General features: G+C 42.2%; 17 protein-coding genes. 12 read left to right on the top strand and 5 right to left on the bottom strand.

Features of this window, described 5'->3' with window-relative positions; genetic code table 11:
- Nucleotides 1-269 precede the first annotated feature (269 nt).
- The 4 genes from rpoH to M2R47_RS02590 are packed head-to-tail and all read left to right on the top strand — an operon-like array spanning nt 270 to nt 2,604.
- Nucleotides 270-1,124 carry an RNA polymerase sigma factor RpoH gene (rpoH, locus tag M2R47_RS02575; RefSeq protein ID WP_249098700.1) on the top strand — a complete coding sequence of 285 codons (855 nt, stop codon included), beginning with the start codon at nt 270-272 and terminating at the stop codon, nt 1,122-1,124.
- Between the two features lie 27 nt (nt 1,125-1,151).
- Complete coding sequence (locus tag M2R47_RS02580; RefSeq protein ID WP_249098479.1) at nt 1,152-1,520, top strand: DUF423 domain-containing protein; 369 nt, start codon at nt 1,152-1,154, stop codon at nt 1,518-1,520.
- 25 nt (nt 1,521-1,545) lie between these two features.
- Nucleotides 1,546-1,746 carry a sulfur carrier protein ThiS gene (thiS, locus tag M2R47_RS02585; protein WP_249098482.1) on the top strand — a complete coding sequence of 67 codons (201 nt, stop codon included), beginning with the start codon at nt 1,546-1,548 and terminating at the stop codon, nt 1,744-1,746.
- A gap of 9 nt (nt 1,747-1,755) precedes the next feature.
- Nucleotides 1,756-2,604 (top strand): nitrilase-related carbon-nitrogen hydrolase, encoded by an 849-nt coding sequence (locus tag M2R47_RS02590; protein WP_249098485.1) that lies wholly within the window; start codon nt 1,756-1,758, stop codon nt 2,602-2,604.
- Here M2R47_RS02590 and rsmI read toward each other — a convergent pair.
- A complete protein-coding gene (gene rsmI / locus M2R47_RS02595) occupies nt 2,596-3,432 on the bottom strand; it encodes a 16S rRNA (cytidine(1402)-2'-O)-methyltransferase (protein WP_249098488.1) in 837 nt (278 codons plus the stop codon). The genes M2R47_RS02590 and rsmI overlap by 9 nt on opposite strands.
- A 248-nt stretch (nt 3,433-3,680) precedes the next feature.
- Between rsmI and M2R47_RS02600 the strand changes: the two genes are divergently transcribed.
- Nucleotides 3,681-4,568, top strand: a complete 888-nt coding sequence (locus tag M2R47_RS02600; RefSeq protein WP_249098491.1) for a 3-hydroxyacyl-CoA dehydrogenase — start codon at nt 3,681-3,683, stop codon at nt 4,566-4,568.
- Nucleotides 4,569-4,658: 90 nt separating this feature from the next.
- Here the strand turns inward: M2R47_RS02600 and yihA are convergent, their stop codons facing one another.
- Complete coding sequence (gene yihA, locus M2R47_RS02605) at nt 4,659-5,285, bottom strand: ribosome biogenesis GTP-binding protein YihA/YsxC (protein WP_249098493.1); 627 nt, start codon at nt 5,283-5,285, stop codon at nt 4,659-4,661.
- 404 nt (nt 5,286-5,689) lie between these two features.
- Between yihA and M2R47_RS02610 the strand changes: the two genes are divergently transcribed.
- From M2R47_RS02610 to M2R47_RS02620, 3 genes are all read left to right on the top strand, one after another.
- Nucleotides 5,690-6,382 (top strand): c-type cytochrome, encoded by a 693-nt coding sequence (locus tag M2R47_RS02610; protein WP_249098496.1) that lies wholly within the window; start codon nt 5,690-5,692, stop codon nt 6,380-6,382.
- Nucleotides 6,383-6,504: 122 nt separating this feature from the next.
- Entirely contained in the window at nt 6,505-7,599 is a 1,095-nt protein-coding gene (locus M2R47_RS02615; RefSeq protein WP_249098499.1) for a hypothetical protein, read from the top strand.
- Nucleotides 7,596-7,922: an RnfH family protein gene (locus tag M2R47_RS02620; protein ID WP_249098501.1), complete on the top strand. Its 327-nt coding sequence runs from the start codon at nt 7,596-7,598 to the stop codon at nt 7,920-7,922. The genes M2R47_RS02615 and M2R47_RS02620 overlap by 4 nt, the downstream gene beginning before the upstream one ends.
- Nucleotides 7,923-7,992: 70 nt before the next feature.
- On the opposite strand, the gene M2R47_RS02625 is transcribed toward M2R47_RS02620, so the two are convergent.
- The gene (locus tag M2R47_RS02625) at nt 7,993-8,358 is read right to left on the bottom strand and encodes an outer membrane protein assembly factor BamE (protein WP_249098504.1); all 366 of its coding nucleotides are present in this window, start codon (nt 8,356-8,358) and stop codon (nt 7,993-7,995) included.
- 287 nt (nt 8,359-8,645) lie between these two features.
- On the opposite strand from M2R47_RS02625, the gene fur reads away from it, so the two are divergent.
- On the top strand, nt 8,646-9,080 hold the full coding sequence (fur, locus tag M2R47_RS02630; RefSeq protein WP_249098507.1) for a ferric iron uptake transcriptional regulator: 435 nt from the start codon (nt 8,646-8,648) through the stop codon (nt 9,078-9,080).
- Nucleotides 9,081-9,117: 37 nt separating this feature from the next.
- On the opposite strand, the gene M2R47_RS02635 is transcribed toward fur, so the two are convergent.
- Nucleotides 9,118-10,152 carry a type IV pilus twitching motility protein PilT gene (locus M2R47_RS02635; RefSeq protein ID WP_249098510.1) on the bottom strand — a complete coding sequence of 345 codons (1,035 nt, stop codon included), beginning with the start codon at nt 10,150-10,152 and terminating at the stop codon, nt 9,118-9,120.
- Between the two features lie 154 nt (nt 10,153-10,306).
- Here M2R47_RS02635 and M2R47_RS02640 point away from each other — a divergent pair, with 154 nt between their 5' ends.
- The 3 genes from M2R47_RS02640 (at nt 10,307) to M2R47_RS02650 (ending at nt 12,551) form a co-directional block, all read left to right on the top strand.
- Complete coding sequence (locus M2R47_RS02640; RefSeq protein ID WP_249098513.1) at nt 10,307-10,981, top strand: YggS family pyridoxal phosphate-dependent enzyme; 675 nt, start codon at nt 10,307-10,309, stop codon at nt 10,979-10,981.
- Nucleotides 10,982-11,096: 115 nt separating this feature from the next.
- Nucleotides 11,097-11,882: a TatD family hydrolase gene (locus M2R47_RS02645; RefSeq protein WP_249098516.1), complete on the top strand. Its 786-nt coding sequence runs from the start codon at nt 11,097-11,099 to the stop codon at nt 11,880-11,882.
- Nucleotides 11,883-12,113: 231 nt separating this feature from the next.
- Nucleotides 12,114-12,551 (top strand): MliC family protein, encoded by a 438-nt coding sequence (locus tag M2R47_RS02650; RefSeq protein ID WP_249098519.1) that lies wholly within the window; start codon nt 12,114-12,116, stop codon nt 12,549-12,551.
- Nucleotides 12,552-12,607: 56 nt separating this feature from the next.
- On the opposite strand, the gene M2R47_RS02655 is transcribed toward M2R47_RS02650, so the two are convergent.
- On the bottom strand, nt 12,608-14,152 hold the full coding sequence (locus M2R47_RS02655) for a cryptochrome/photolyase family protein (protein WP_249098523.1): 1,545 nt from the start codon (nt 14,150-14,152) through the stop codon (nt 12,608-12,610).
- Nucleotides 14,153-14,215: the final 63 nt, after the last annotated feature.

Raw genomic sequence — 14,215 nt, forward strand, 5'->3', positions numbered from 1 at the left:
TTAGGGCTTACAATAGGGTTAAGATTTTTTGACAAAGTATGATGATGACAAAAAAGCACAACAGTTTTGATGAGTATGATGACTTTCAAAATGATTTTGATGATTTTGAACATGAATACATAGACGACTATGATCTTGATGATGTTGTATTTGACAGCATTGATGAGGATGTTGATGCTAAAAGTGCTGAAAAATCCGCACAAGGCGTCATTAAATATGATGAGCGTGCATCTGGTCATGAGGTGGCGACCCAAGATTTGGTGCCTGCAATGCCGACGCACTTGGCAGCACCTGGTGTTAATTTGGGTGCGTATATTAATACCGTGCATCAAATCCCCATTCTTACGCCTGATGAGGAAAAGCAGCTGGCCGAACGCTATTATCATGAAGGAGATGTTGAGGCGGCGCGTCTGCTTGTCATGAGTCATTTGCGTTTTGTGATTCATATCGCACGCAGCTATTCTGGTTATGGATTGTCGCAGGCTGATCTGATTCAAGAAGGTAACTTGGGTCTGATGAAAGCTGTTAAACGCTTTGATCCTAATAAAGGCGTGCGTTTGGTGAGTTTTGCCGTGCATTGGATTAAGGCAGAAATTCATGAATTCGTCATCAAAAATTGGCGAATTGTCAAAGTTGCCACCACCAAAGCACATCGCAAGCTATTTTTTAATCTAAGAAGCCTAAAAAAATCTTCCAACCAGCTCACCTTAGAAGAGGCACAAGCAATCGCTAAGGACTTGAATGTAACTGTTGATCAAGTGCTTGAAATGGAAAGTCGTCTGACCAGTTATGATGCGTCTTTTGAAATGCAAGACTCTGATGATGACGATGGTCGCTATGCACCACAACTGTTTTTGGAGGACGCCATTAATCCTGCTGATGTGGTTGAGGAGGCTGACTGGGAGGAAAATACGACAAATGCCCTAAAAGAAGCCATGGGTGAGCTTGATGAGCGTTCAAGAGACATCATCACGCAACGATGGTTGGCTGATCAAAAATCCACCCTGCATGATTTGGCTGCTGTGTATAACATTTCTGCTGAGCGTGTTCGACAAATTGAAAAAAATGCCATGGATAAGATTCGTGAGGCCATGACTTTGGATGGTTCCATGCTAGATGAATGAAAAATTGAATGATTCGGAAACATATTGATGAACTGGCTAAAAATTGCGGCGTTAAACTTGGCAGTCGGAGTGATGCTTGGTGCATTTGGTGCACATGGCTTAAAAAACATGGTAGGCGAGTATCAGCTTGAAATTTGGCAGACTGCAACACTATATTTGTTCATACATGCACTGGGCTTATTGTCGATTGGTGTGTTAAACGCCACCAAAGCATACCGCATCACCGTATCCGCCTATCTATTACAAGCTGGCGTGATGATTTTTAGTGGTACATTATATGCCATGGCATTGGGCGCACCTAAATGGCTGGGGGCGATGACACCGATTGGGGGCATGCTTTTGGTGGCTGGTTGGCTGACGCTTGCTTTTGGGCTGTCATCACGATTGACTGATTGAATTGATGGGTTGAATTGGATTGTTTATGAAAAATGTCATTTTAAATGGTGAGACTCACACCACTGACAAAACATGCGTTCTTGACTTGTTGACGGAAGTTGGGGCGACTCAAGGCAGATTTGCTGTCGAAATTGATGGCATGCTTATTCCAAAATCTCGATTGGGAGACATCGTCATATCAGATGGTATGAGCATAGAAGTTGTGCAAGCGGTTGGCGGTGGTTAGGGCGAAGATATGATTTGTATTGCCAGTATTCAACTAAATAGCCAAACAGATATTGATCAAAATCTACACATCATTAGCCGTGCCATCGCTGATGCCTCGACTCGTGCAGACATCATCGTATTGCCTGAAAATATGTGCGTCATGGGCAGGCAAGGAGAGCTTGCTTGTCGTTTTGATGAGATTGTCAATGTGTTGTCAAGCTTGGCAAAAGATCACGGTGTTTATTTGGTGGCTGGCACTCTACCATGTGCGGTGCGTCCAGATGGCATGCCGACCGTTCAGGATAAATACCGCCAAAGTAGCTTGGTCTTTGACCCGCAAGGTGTTCAGATTGCTCGTTATGACAAAATCCATCTGTTTCGTGCGACAGTCAAGGATGATACAGGTACTTATGATGAAAGTAGGACCTTTGAGATGGGTGATGAGTTGGTAATGGTTCCTATGTATATCAAAGGTAAAATGATCAATCTTGGCATGATGATTTGTTTTGACATTAGGTTTCCTAAGATGGCTCAGCGATTGCGTCAAATGGGTGCGGACATCATCAGCGTTCCTGCCGCTTTTACCTATCAGACAGGACGGATGCATTGGCAGCTTTTACTGCAAGCTCGTGCACTAGATAGCCAGTGTCTGATGGTGGGTAGCACACAAGGTGGCGTGCATCATATTGGTGATAAGACTCGCAAGACTTGGGGTCATGCGATGATGGTTGATGCAAATGGTGTTGTCATCGCCAGCAGTGAACAGACGCAAGTTATTGATGAGGATTATCTGATCGTGTATGGTGAATTTGATCAATCAAAACAGCAGCAAGTGCGTCAAAACATGCCGATTTTTGAATGCCATCGACTAAGATGATGGCTTGGTCAATGTTAAAAGCCGATCGTATACCGTGCTTTTTTTAAGATTAAGTACCTCTGCTACGATGCCACTGGCTTTTTTTGGTGGTACTTCTTTGGCAATCGCAAGCAGCCAATCATCATAATCGGTGGCGACTGTTTGGTTGGTGTTGCCAGCAACCACAAGCACAATCTCGCCACGCTGTTGATTGTTGTCATTTTTGACAAAGTTTAATAAATCTGCAAGCGATGCTTTTTTTATCGTCTCAAAAGTCTTACTGATTTCACGACAAAGTGTTGCCTCTCGTTTCTCGCCGAATATTTTTACCATATCCTCAAGACAGTCAATAATGCGATGGGGTGCTTCATAAAAAATCAAGGTCTCGCCATGCTTTTGGTATGCCTTTAAGGTCTCTATCCGCCCATGTTGTTTGGCAGGTAAAAACCCCATGAAGCTAAATTTGTCAGATGCCATGCCTGATGCGGACAAGGCACCAATGACCGCACATGCCCCAACGACTGGCACGACCGTAATGCTTTCATCATGACACATCTTGACCAGACGATAGCCAGGGTCTGAGATGAGTGGTGTGCCAGCGTCTGATATTAAAGCGATCGACTTTCCATGTTGTAAATGTGTTATAAGTTTGGCCGTTTGGCTGTCGGCATTATGCTCATGATAGGCGATGGTTGGTGTGGAGATGTTAAAAAAGTTTAATAATTTGGCACTTGTGCGAGTATCTTCACAAGCGATGATATCCACGGATTTTAAAGTGTCAATCGCTCTTTGAGTCATGTCGCCTAAATTGCCAATGGGGGTGGCGACGATGTATAAAATTCCTGTCATGCTTTTTTGTTCTTAAGGTTTGGTTGAATAACTGCTTATTTTTAAGGTGAAAGTAAAAAAAATTTGGCGATGAAATTTTTTTAAATTGAAAAAAAATTAATAAAGCAATCCATTATACCGAAGTTTTTTACTTTGAAAAAGCAAAAAATTGAACGGGTGGGTTCATATTTGTGCTTTTAAATGAATTGAGTTGGTCATATTTTTTTGTTACTATTTCATTCAACCTATTTTTTTAAGTGGAGTTTTTTATGAGTTTGACTCGTTTGACAGTTTTGGGTGCTGGTGTATTGGGTTCTCAAATCGCCTTCCAAGCCAGTTTTTACGGCATTCAAGTAATCAGCTATGATATTAGTGAAGATGCTTTAAAGCAGGCTAAAGGTCGTTATGATGCACTGGTGAATGACTATAAAAAAGATTTGGGTGCAACTGATGAGCAAATTAATCAAGCTTTTGCCAATTTGACTTTATCATCTGATCTTGCTGAAGCTGTTAAAAATGCGGACATTATCATCGAGGCCGTACCAGAAAATCTGGAGCTTAAGAAGAAAATTTGGTCAGAGGTTGGGCAGCTTGCACCTACTCACACCATATTCGCCACCAACACCTCAACGCTTTTACCAAGCTCATTTAATGATGCGTGTGGCGACAAATCTCGATTTTTGGCATTGCATTTTGCCAATCGTATTTGGGTACAAAATATCGTGGAAGTGATGGGTACATCTGATACCAATCCTGATGTTGTCAAAGCAACTGAGGATTTTGCTAAGCAAATGGGCATGGTGCCGATTGTTTTGCATAAAGAGCAGGCGGGCTATATCATTAATAGTTTGCTTGTGCCATTTTTGCATGCGGCAAGTCATTTGCTTGCCAAAGATGTCGCCAATCCCAAAGATATTGACAAAGTTTGGAGAATGGCTTCAGGATCTCCTAAAGGACCTTTTGAGGCAATGGACACGATTGGTCTGCGCACTGTGTACACCATTCATTCTGCCAAGGCGGAAGCGACAGGCGACCCTTTAGCCGCGCGTTTTGTTGAAATACTCAAGAATGACTATTTGGACAAGGGTAGAATGGGTCGAGAAAGTCGTGCAGGTTTTTATGACTATGATGAAAATGGCGAGGTGATTTTGGATTGATGACTGTCATTAACTGTCATTGTGTTCATGAATATAAAATCCGTAAGTGATTAACTCTTACGGATTTTAACAGTGTTTTGCCAATCGTTTTTATTGGATGCTTGCCAAATCAAGCCAGTCTCCCATTACCTGACTCAACTCATCAATGCCGATTTTATTTAATGCGGAAAATAGCTGTATGCTAAACGGCAAGCCCAATTTTTTAAGCTGTTTTTCGGTGTTTAATAAGGCGGTTTTGCTTGCACCAAACTTAAGCTTGTCCGATTTCGTCAAAAGAATATGAACGGGCAATTTGCCATCTTTTGCCCAATGTAGCATTTGCTCATCAAAATATTTTAAAGGATGCCTGATGTCGGTAAGCAAAATCAGACCTGTTAGGCTTTGTCGATTAACCAAATAATCTTCAAGTTCTTTTTGCCATTTGATTTTCATCCCTTCTGGCACTTGGGCATAGCCATAACCAGGCAAATCAACCATGCGTCTGCTTGGGTCACCAACATGAAAAAAATTAATCATTTGTGTTCGGCCGGGCGTCTTAGAAGAGCGAGCAAGCTGTTTTTGATGCGTGATGGTGTTGATGGCGGAAGATTTGCCAGCATTAGAACGCCCTGCAAATGCAACTTCAAACCCTGTGTCATCAGGACAGAGCTTTAAGGTGGGGGCAGATAGGGCAAATGTGGTTTGGCGAATGATTTTTTGGTAGTCGGTGGTGTTCATGAGTCTGTATGGTACGAATTGATGAAGTAGTGTATCATGAAAGGTAAAAAATAGCGATCATAAATCATTTGGGAGATTGGTTTATTTGGATTGGCTGAATATGGTGGTTGGAGAATTGGATTTCATGTTACCATGCATGTTTGTTAAAATGACGATGAAATTGCAGTTGATTTTTAATTGATTGAGGTGATGTTTATGGCATTTTTAATGAAATAGTAAAAAAAACTTTAAAAAAATGTTACCAAAACCACAATTTTTGTAGGAAAATTTGGTGAAGTCTTGCTATAATAGTGTTTATTTGGTGTGCTTGTTGCATGACCAAATAAACAAATTTTTTTTTATTAAAGTTATTTTCAACAAAACCCAAGACTTGGGATTGTCCCAGTAGTTAGTAGGAAATTGTTATGAAACCTGCAAATAAAGCCATTCTTGCCAAACTTGTCCTTGCCACGGGTTTTGGTATTGCCAGCATGAGTGCCAGCGCTGCCGTTACTGTACCTAGCTATGACATAGAGGCGGGTAAGGCGATTGTTGATGCCAACTGTGCGGCTTGTCATGGTGCTGATGGCGTAAGCATTGCACCTGCACAGCCAAATCTTGGCGGTCAAAATGTCAAATATCTTTATAAGCAACTGGTCAATTTCAAGACTAAAGCGCGCCGTAACGGGGTGATGGAGGCTCAGCTTGTGGGCTTGACACAGCAAGATTTGGCAAATGTGGCAGGGTACTATGCCAGCCAAGCACCTTGGACACCAGGCTATGGTAACAAGGCAACTTATGCACAAGCACAAAAGCTGTACTTGGGTGGAGATAAGACTCGTGGCATCATTCCATGTGCAGGTTGCCATGATCCTAAGGGCTTGGGCAATGAGTGGGCAGCGTTTCCACGCTTGGGCGGTCAACATGCCACTTATTTGGCTAACCAGCTAAGAATGTTCCGTGCTGCAGGTCGTGAAGATGAAGGCTTGATGCCAGATCAAATGCGTACCAATGATTCTGCCAAAAAGGGTGAAAAAGGCATGATGCAAATGGTCGCATCCAAGCTTTCTGATAAAGACATTAAGATATTGTCTGAATTTCTATCAGCCGTTCACTGATGTGTTGATCATCATCTGATAACAAAAAACCCCTTTTTCTGGGGTTTTTGTTATCTGCTATTGTCTGCATGTTGCAATTATTTTTGTGATACAATGACATGTCTTTTTAAATAGGTGGGAATATGTTTCATAGACAGACTGTATTTTTTGTGGCATGTGCCTTGCCATTGCTGTTTGCACATCAACTTGCTCCTAATATGGCAAGAGAGTTGGACTTTTGGTTAATTTGGCTGATGGCAATGGTGCTGATTGGTTTGCCAGTCTTGTTTGCTGAGTTTGCTTTATCGGCACGCAGTGCTCAAGCACCTTGGCTAGGCATGCAGAAGCTGACTCGTGAAGCCGATGCGTCTGTTCTGTGGCGTATCTTTGCCGTCTTATCGGTGGTGCTGTGTGTGATGGTTGCTGCCAACATCACTGCGCGCATCTCATCTGGGTTTTATGTACATTTTTCCGACTTCGCTCAAAGTACTCATATTCCCAACTTTGCCATCAGTGCAGGGCTGATGCTTGTTGTGCTGATTTTAAGTGTATTAAAATCAAGATTATTGCCGATTGGTTTGCTGCTGATCGCAGTAGGGGCGCTCTTTTCGCTGTTCGATGGCGGCTTTGGTAATATGATTAGCATTCCTGTGATGACTAAAATCAGTCTTAGTGAGTGGAGTAGGGCGGTTGTGCTTGCATTGGTATCTGTGGGTATTGGTATGGGTCTATACTGGTTCGGTAGCACCACGACTGCACCGCAGCTTGTACAGTCAAAAAAATCTTTAACAGGCATGATCTTACCCATATGGTTGACGCAGCTGATTTTTGGTTCTCTGGCACTGTTATTGGGCAGTGCGATGGTAACGCCAGTCTCTTTTGCTGTTAGCAGTATTGGTGCAATTTTTATGGCATCGTTTTTGCTTTCTTATGCAGGTGGTCAGCTCATCTCACGATTTGGCATGGTGATGGGCGGTTTGATTTTATTGGTGCTAAGTTTGGTGTTTGGCTTACTGCCATTGAGTGTGATCGTGATGGCTCTGTCGGTGTTTGGCTTAGTAAGTGTTTTGGTGCTGGCGATATTCGTAGGTTTTGTAATGAAAATCAGTCATCTAAGAAAGACGCTGAATTTTCACAGTGAAGCTCGCTATAATCTGTGGCGAATGCTTATCCGTATCGTCGTGCCAGCATCACTCATATTCGCTTTCATCGGTCTGGTGATGCAATGGTTGGCATGATTGATATTGCGTTGAGTTATGTGAGTTTGGATAAAGAGCAGCTGTATCATGAGATGACTGTTCCTGTGGGTACGACCATTCATCAAGCACTCATGATGAGTGGTTGGCTTGATTTGGCAGTGTTACAGGAATTTGCAGCATGGTGCCAGCATCATGCCCAAGCAGACCCTAACCACAAAGCATGGTATGTGGGCATTTATAGCCAAAAAAAGCGTCTAGATACCATACTTTGTGCTGGAGATCGCATTGAGATTTATCGCTCCTTGACACACGACCCCATGTCAAGACGCAAGCAAAAATCTAAGTCTCGCCAATCCAAATAAGCATGTTGACACTCAATGACTAATGAAAAAAGCACGCTGAGCGTGCTTTTTAGTAGATTTTTTGTGTGGCTTACTGTTGTTTTTTTGAGGGCAAGCTGTCTCGTCCTTCAATGCGAACCACACGACCATTTTCAAAGTACACACTCATGTGTTGACTGGCGTTTTTGATGTTTTTCATGCCTTTGCGTCGACCATCAGTACCTGCAGTATAGTCATAAAGATAATCCCATCGATTTGGATTGAGTGTGTCTCGAATGGCGGGACTGCCAACCAAATACAGTACTTGGTTGGCAGTCATGCCAACTTTTAACTCAGATGCCATTTGGGCATCAATCGGTGTGCCTTGCGGTAAGTCAATGTTATACACACGGAATACTTGACAGCCAGATAACGCAGTGATGGACGCTAGGAGGGTGGTTGCTAAGAGTTTTTTCATGATGAAATCCAAAGTCAAGAATGACATTAAAATTAATGACATATTAAACGCAAGCCATAAAATATGCAAGTTTTTTATGTTTCTTGTTAAGTAAGTTTGGCTTAGCTCTGCATCGGAGATTGGTTGGGTTGATTGTGCGGAGGTGTGTTATGTTAGAATTATGTATTTTTTTACTGTTATTTTCACAAAAATGTGATAAAGTATGGCGAAAATTGTAATTGATTATCAGATGATAATCTTAAAAGCGATGATGTTTGATAAAATCAATCATAAAATGGGTGGACACTATGGCATTTACCAATAAAGATTTACGCAAAGCAGGGCTGAAAGTTACACTACCTAGGATTAAAATTTTAGAATTGCTTGAAACTGCTGAGCATCATCATATGAGTGCAGAAGATGTGTATCGTGCCTTGGCATCACAGGGTGAAGATGTGGGCTTGGCAACGGTCTATCGTGTTTTGACTCAGTTTGAGCAGGCTGGCATCGTTGAGCGACATAATTTTGAAAATAATTTGTCGGTATTTGAGATTGTTCAAGAAGACCATCATGACCATCTGGTGTGTGATGTGTGTGGAAAGATTGTCGAATTTAACAATCAAGCCATTGAAGAAGAGCAAATGCGAGTGGCACAAGAGCATGGCTTTAAATTATCGGCACATTCTTTGGTGTTGCATGGCGTGTGTAGCAATGATGAATGTCAGAAGACTTTAGAAAGTTGATGAATTTAAAGGCTAAGACGCATTTTTAAAAAGTATGTTAAAAGCTGTCTGGGTTTTTGGCGATCATTTTGGCAGTCTGTACCGTGATAAGACCTTCTTTGAGCAGCTGTTGCAAGCTAGCATCTAGGCTGATCATAGACTCACTGGCACCCATCTGAATGGCTGAGTAAATTTGGGCGACTTTATTTTCACGAATCAGATGGCGAATGGCAGTGGTGGCAACCATGATTTCAAAAGCGGCAACTCTTCCGCCACCTACTTTAGGCATCAGTGTCTGACTGATGACCGCTTGCAGTGATTCTGATAGCATGGTGCGAATCATGCTTTTTTCGTGTGAATCAAACACATCAATGATTCGGTCGATGGCTTTGGCGGCACTATTTGTGTGCAGTGTTGCTAATACCAAATGCCCAGTTTCTGCAGCGCGAAGTGCCAATCGAATGCTTTGTAAATCTCGCAACTCACCGATTAAAATCACATCTGGATCTTCACGCATGGCAGCACGCAACGCACCATGAAAATCATGGGTGTCGCGATGTATCTCACGCTGATTAATGAGTGCAAGCTTGGGGGTGTGTATGAACTCAATGGGATCTTCTAGAGTGAGAATGTGTACGGCACGAGTGGTGTTAATGTGATCGATCATTGCTGATAGTGTGGTGGATTTTCCTGAGCCAGTTGCACCAGTAACTAACACCAGACCCTGATTCAGCTGGCAAAATTTTTTGAACGCATCGCCAGCTCTTAATTCATTCAAATCAAAAATGCGGTCATTAATCAGTCGAAAAGTTGCTGATGCGCCACGGTGTTGCTGAAAAACATTAGCGCGAAAGCGGCATAATCCATCAATTTCAAAGGAAAAATCCAAGTCTTTATCAGCCAAAAACTGATCATATTGCTCATCACTCATCACGCTTTTAATGAGGTTTTTAACACCATCATCACCAATCGGTGTGCCAATCGGAGTGATTTCTCCATCAATACGCAGACGCACGACATCGCCTGCTGATAGGTGAATGTCAGAAGCATTCTTCTGTTTGGCGTAGGCAAATAGGGCGTGTAGAGTATTCATGACTTAAGTAATGGGTTGGTGTTTGGTATATTAAAGCATGTTTTAGATGGTTTGCCAAAAGATTTTTTTTGGGGTTGGGGGGATTGAGATGTCTTACATGCCTTTTGATAATTTATGGTAAAATTAATCAATTTAATCAATTTGGTAAATTTTCATGAATGACAATCAGCTTATCCAAAATTACCGACAAGTTACCAGCCAGTTAAAGCTTGCCAACCAGCAGTCAAATGCCAAGTCAGTAGCTACGCTATTAGCGGTTTCTAAAACCAAGCCAGATACAGACATTCGCACGCTATTCATGCTTGGGCAGAGAGATTTTGGCGAAAATTATCTGCAAGAAGCATTGGAAAAGCAAGCCAAGCTCACTGATTTACCAATCATTTGGCATTATATTGGTAGTATTCAAAGAAACAAAACCAAGGACATTGCAAAGAATTTTGACTGGGTGCATACCATTGAGCGTGAACTCGTCGCCAAGAGATTGAATGATCAGCGTGGGGATTTGCCGCCACTTAATGTCTTGATTCAAATCAATATTGATGGAGAGGCGACCAAATCTGGCGTGAGACCTAATGAGCTTTTGGGATTGGTGCATGCCATCAAGGATTTGCCAAATCTTCGCCTGCGTGGCATCATGGTCATTCCAAATCAAGATGGCAGTGATGCTTTTTTGCGTACCAAATTGCTATTTGATGAGGTTGGGGCAACATGTCAACTTGCTGATTGGAATGTGTTATCAATGGGCATGAGTGGCGATATGGTTGAGGCTGTGGCTTGCGGTTCCACGATTGTTCGTGTGGGAACGGCTTTATTTGGGGCAAGAGAGTAGATGTATGGAAAATTTTGCAAGAAAAGACTATAATACGCCCTTGAATGGTTTTTTTATCATGCCCCACCCAGCAAAATCATATTTTTATGAGCTATCCCAAAAATAGGGTTTATCCATGTTCTTTACTGACACGCATTGTCATCTAACCTATCTAAAACTAGACAGCCATGATCATAATCCCAGTAATCTTCTAAATGCGATGAAGCAGGCAAATGTTCACCGTGCCATGGCAATCATGTGCAGCTTTGATGAATTTGAGGACATTAAAGCGTGGGTTGATCAATCGGACGATGAGCTTGATATTGGCATGAGTGTGGGACTGCATCCTTGCCAAGATGCAAGCGTACTATCCTCGGTAACAGTGGAAAAACTATTATCCTATCATCATGATAAGATTTGGGCGTTCGGTGAAACGGGTCTTGATTATCATTGGGACGACACCAAAAAAACAGCCCAAAAGCACAGCTTTGCTACGCACATTCATGCCAGCCAAAGTGTCAAAAAGCCTGTCATTGTACATACTCGATGTGCGCGTCAAGATACACTGGATGTCTTGTTGGCAGAGCGTTGTGAGCATGGCATCATTCACTGCTTTACCGAAGATGATGATTTTGCTAAATGCGTGCTTGATTTGGGCATGTACATTTCTTTTTCAGGCATTGTCAGCTTTAATAAGTCTGATGAGCTTAGACAGATCGCCAAAAAAATCCCCCTAGATCGCATCTTGATTGAGACGGACAGTCCGTATCTTAGCCCAGTTCCAAAGCGTGGGCAGGTCAATGAGCCAACCTATGTGCCTTATGTGGCCGCAGCACTGGCTAAAGTGTACGGTAAAACTTGTGAGGAAATTGGTCAAATCACCAGTCAGAATTTTAGCAATCTTCTCAATCAGTACTGTTAGGTAATCATGAGTGGCTGGCATGTAAAAAAACAATCATTAATTCAACACGACCAACCATCATAAAACATGCCAAGCGGAGTGAAACTAATTAAATCAATAAGTGAACAAAGCTGACATATCCAGGCATAATGTGCGAAAACAACAATAAAAAATAACAATATTTTACTTGCAATAGACTTGATATTATTACATGATAGTTATTGTCAATATTTGATCGTTAGGAGAGTAATCATGAAAAAAACACCATTAATCATCACTGCTGTTGTTTCGGCTGCCTTATTGGGTGGTTGTGCCGCTGGTACCAATAAAAGCATGTCTCAACATGATAACATGACAGCCATGACGCATCATAAGGGTGTTCATCACGGTCATCATCAACATAATGCCACCATGAAGCTGACCTCTAGCAACAATGCTCGTGAGTTCAGCTGTGATAATGGTTTGGTCGTTTCTACCAGCTATTTAAGTGATGAAAAAATCATGCTCAAGACCAGAGAATTCCAAGGAATTCTAACAATCGCTCCATCAGGTTCTGGCTCTCGCTATGTATCTAACCAAGGTCTTTTTGGTTATGGTGGTGAATGGCATGAAAAAGGCAATATTGGCATTTTATCTGCCAAAAATGTTCACGGTCAGCCAATACAGACGACCTGTCAAGCTGGGCGTTAATATTTAATCATCCATGCTTAAAAAAATCCACCTTATTGGTGGATTTTTTGTCAAGCTTACTGTTGTTTTGCATGTTTGAACATTTCGATTGCTGATGCACGCATGTTTTTAGTAGGCATGCTTAACTTCGGATATTTGATGGATAGATTTTGTGCCAGATATTTTTGCAGTTTGACTTCGTCATTAATGATGGCAGTGGGTACGAATTTTAATTCATCTACCCAGCATTTGATGAATGATGCTTCGCTATCATGTGTGGCTGCTTGGCTAAATGGGTTCATGACTCGAAAATAAGGCTGTGCGTCCGTACCAATAGATGCTGACCATTGCCAGCCACCATTATTACTGGCAAAATCTCCGTCGGCTAGGTGTTGCATGAAATAACGCTCACCCCATCGCCAGTCGATGAGTAGGTTTTTGGTCAGGTACATTGCCACAACCATTCGTAAGCGGTTGTGTAAAAAACCAGTGGCGTTCAAACTACGCATGGCGGCATCCACAAGTGGCACGCCAGTCTTTCCTTGACACCAAGCTAAAAAATCTGTGTCATCATACCGCCATTTGACTGCTTGATCCAAAGTGCTTAAAAAAGCGACGCCTTTGACAATGTCTGGGCGATGACTGATCACATCAAGATAAAAATCTCGCCAACAAAGCTCGCTGATGAAGCAGTCGATCGCTCTGTGATGGGCTTGGGTGGCGTCATTAGCATGGGCTTGCAAGGCTTTAAGATGGCAGGTGCGTGCTGAAATGATGCCTGTGGCAAGATAGGGTGACAGACGACTGGTTGCTCCTTGATTGCTGTTTAAAGAGGGTATGTCTCGGGCGACATCATAGTTAAGCACATCAGTTGCTAAAAAATCGTGTAGTCGTTGTTGTGCTGCTGTTTCGCCTGCAGGATATAGCTTTTCGCCCAGTAAAACTACTTGTGTTAATTGTTGATTAAAAACCGCCTCTGAACGATGATACTTTTGGTAGTACTCGCTAATACTCAGCCCATCAGCACCATCACTACTGAGTGTGTTTGCCATATCAATCGTGTTTACCAAACTTGATAGAATCGCATTGTGTGGGTTTGTTGGGTTGTTTTGCAAATGTTTGAGCCAGCGTTTATAAAATGGTGTGAATACTTTATATGGCTGTTGCTTATCTGTCTTGATGGTTTTTGGTGGTATGATGGCACCATCATCATACCAATGTGTTTGTAGGGTGATGTTTTGACCATGATTTCTGATGGCATCGTCTCGGTGAAGCTCATTGATCAAGCATTCTTTATTGGCGAATAAATGACGAATGTTATTATCTCGACAGATGCGTAATAAATCTTGTTGCTGACTTTTAAAATCATTACTAATTCTGACGATCAGTCCGATATTAAGCTTTGACAAATCTGATTTTAATTCGGTTAATTGTCGCAAAATCAAATCAATTTGCCATAGCGATTTGTGATGTTGCTGCCACTGCTTGGGTGTGATGTATGCAATCGCTAATACACCGCTGCCATCATGATGAGCGGCTTTGCAGCAGGCGTAAAATGCGGTGTTGTCAAACAGTCGCAAATCTTGGCGGAACCACATCAAATATTTTGTTTGTGTCATCATTGCTCGCTTTATAAGAGGGATGTTTGTTGGTTAGGGTGAATCGCTGGATATTTGAGGTGCTTG

Origin of the sequence: Moraxella oculi (genome assembly GCF_023336735.1) — a bacterium.
In the GTDB taxonomy this organism is placed as follows: Bacteria; Pseudomonadota; Gammaproteobacteria; order Pseudomonadales; family Moraxellaceae; genus Moraxella; species Moraxella oculi.

Bases quoted from the DNA above. Each gene is read 5' to 3' on its own strand.
- rpoH (WP_249098700.1), top strand. From the start codon at position 270: ATGCCGACGCACTTGGCAGCACCTGGTGTTAATTTGGGTGCGTATATT.
- M2R47_RS02580 (WP_249098479.1), top strand. From the start codon at position 1,152: ATGAACTGGCTAAAAATTGCGGCGTTAAACTTGGCAGTCGGAGTGATG.
- thiS (WP_249098482.1), top strand. From the start codon at position 1,546: ATGAAAAATGTCATTTTAAATGGTGAGACTCACACCACTGACAAAACA.
- M2R47_RS02590 (WP_249098485.1), top strand. From the start codon at position 1,756: ATGATTTGTATTGCCAGTATTCAACTAAATAGCCAAACAGATATTGAT.
- rsmI (WP_249098488.1), bottom strand. From the start codon at position 3,432: ATGACAGGAATTTTATACATCGTCGCCACCCCCATTGGCAATTTAGGC.
- M2R47_RS02600 (WP_249098491.1), top strand. From the start codon at position 3,681: ATGAGTTTGACTCGTTTGACAGTTTTGGGTGCTGGTGTATTGGGTTCT.
- yihA (WP_249098493.1), bottom strand. From the start codon at position 5,285: ATGAACACCACCGACTACCAAAAAATCATTCGCCAAACCACATTTGCC.
- M2R47_RS02610 (WP_249098496.1), top strand. From the start codon at position 5,690: ATGAAACCTGCAAATAAAGCCATTCTTGCCAAACTTGTCCTTGCCACG.
- M2R47_RS02615 (WP_249098499.1), top strand. From the start codon at position 6,505: ATGTTTCATAGACAGACTGTATTTTTTGTGGCATGTGCCTTGCCATTG.
- M2R47_RS02620 (WP_249098501.1), top strand. From the start codon at position 7,596: ATGATTGATATTGCGTTGAGTTATGTGAGTTTGGATAAAGAGCAGCTG.
- M2R47_RS02625 (WP_249098504.1), bottom strand. From the start codon at position 8,358: ATGAAAAAACTCTTAGCAACCACCCTCCTAGCGTCCATCACTGCGTTA.
- fur (WP_249098507.1), top strand. From the start codon at position 8,646: ATGGCATTTACCAATAAAGATTTACGCAAAGCAGGGCTGAAAGTTACA.
- M2R47_RS02635 (WP_249098510.1), bottom strand. From the start codon at position 10,152: ATGAATACTCTACACGCCCTATTTGCCTACGCCAAACAGAAGAATGCT.
- M2R47_RS02640 (WP_249098513.1), top strand. From the start codon at position 10,307: ATGAATGACAATCAGCTTATCCAAAATTACCGACAAGTTACCAGCCAG.
- M2R47_RS02645 (WP_249098516.1), top strand. From the start codon at position 11,097: ATGTTCTTTACTGACACGCATTGTCATCTAACCTATCTAAAACTAGAC.
- M2R47_RS02650 (WP_249098519.1), top strand. From the start codon at position 12,114: ATGAAAAAAACACCATTAATCATCACTGCTGTTGTTTCGGCTGCCTTA.
- M2R47_RS02655 (WP_249098523.1), bottom strand. From the start codon at position 14,152: ATGATGACACAAACAAAATATTTGATGTGGTTCCGCCAAGATTTGCGA.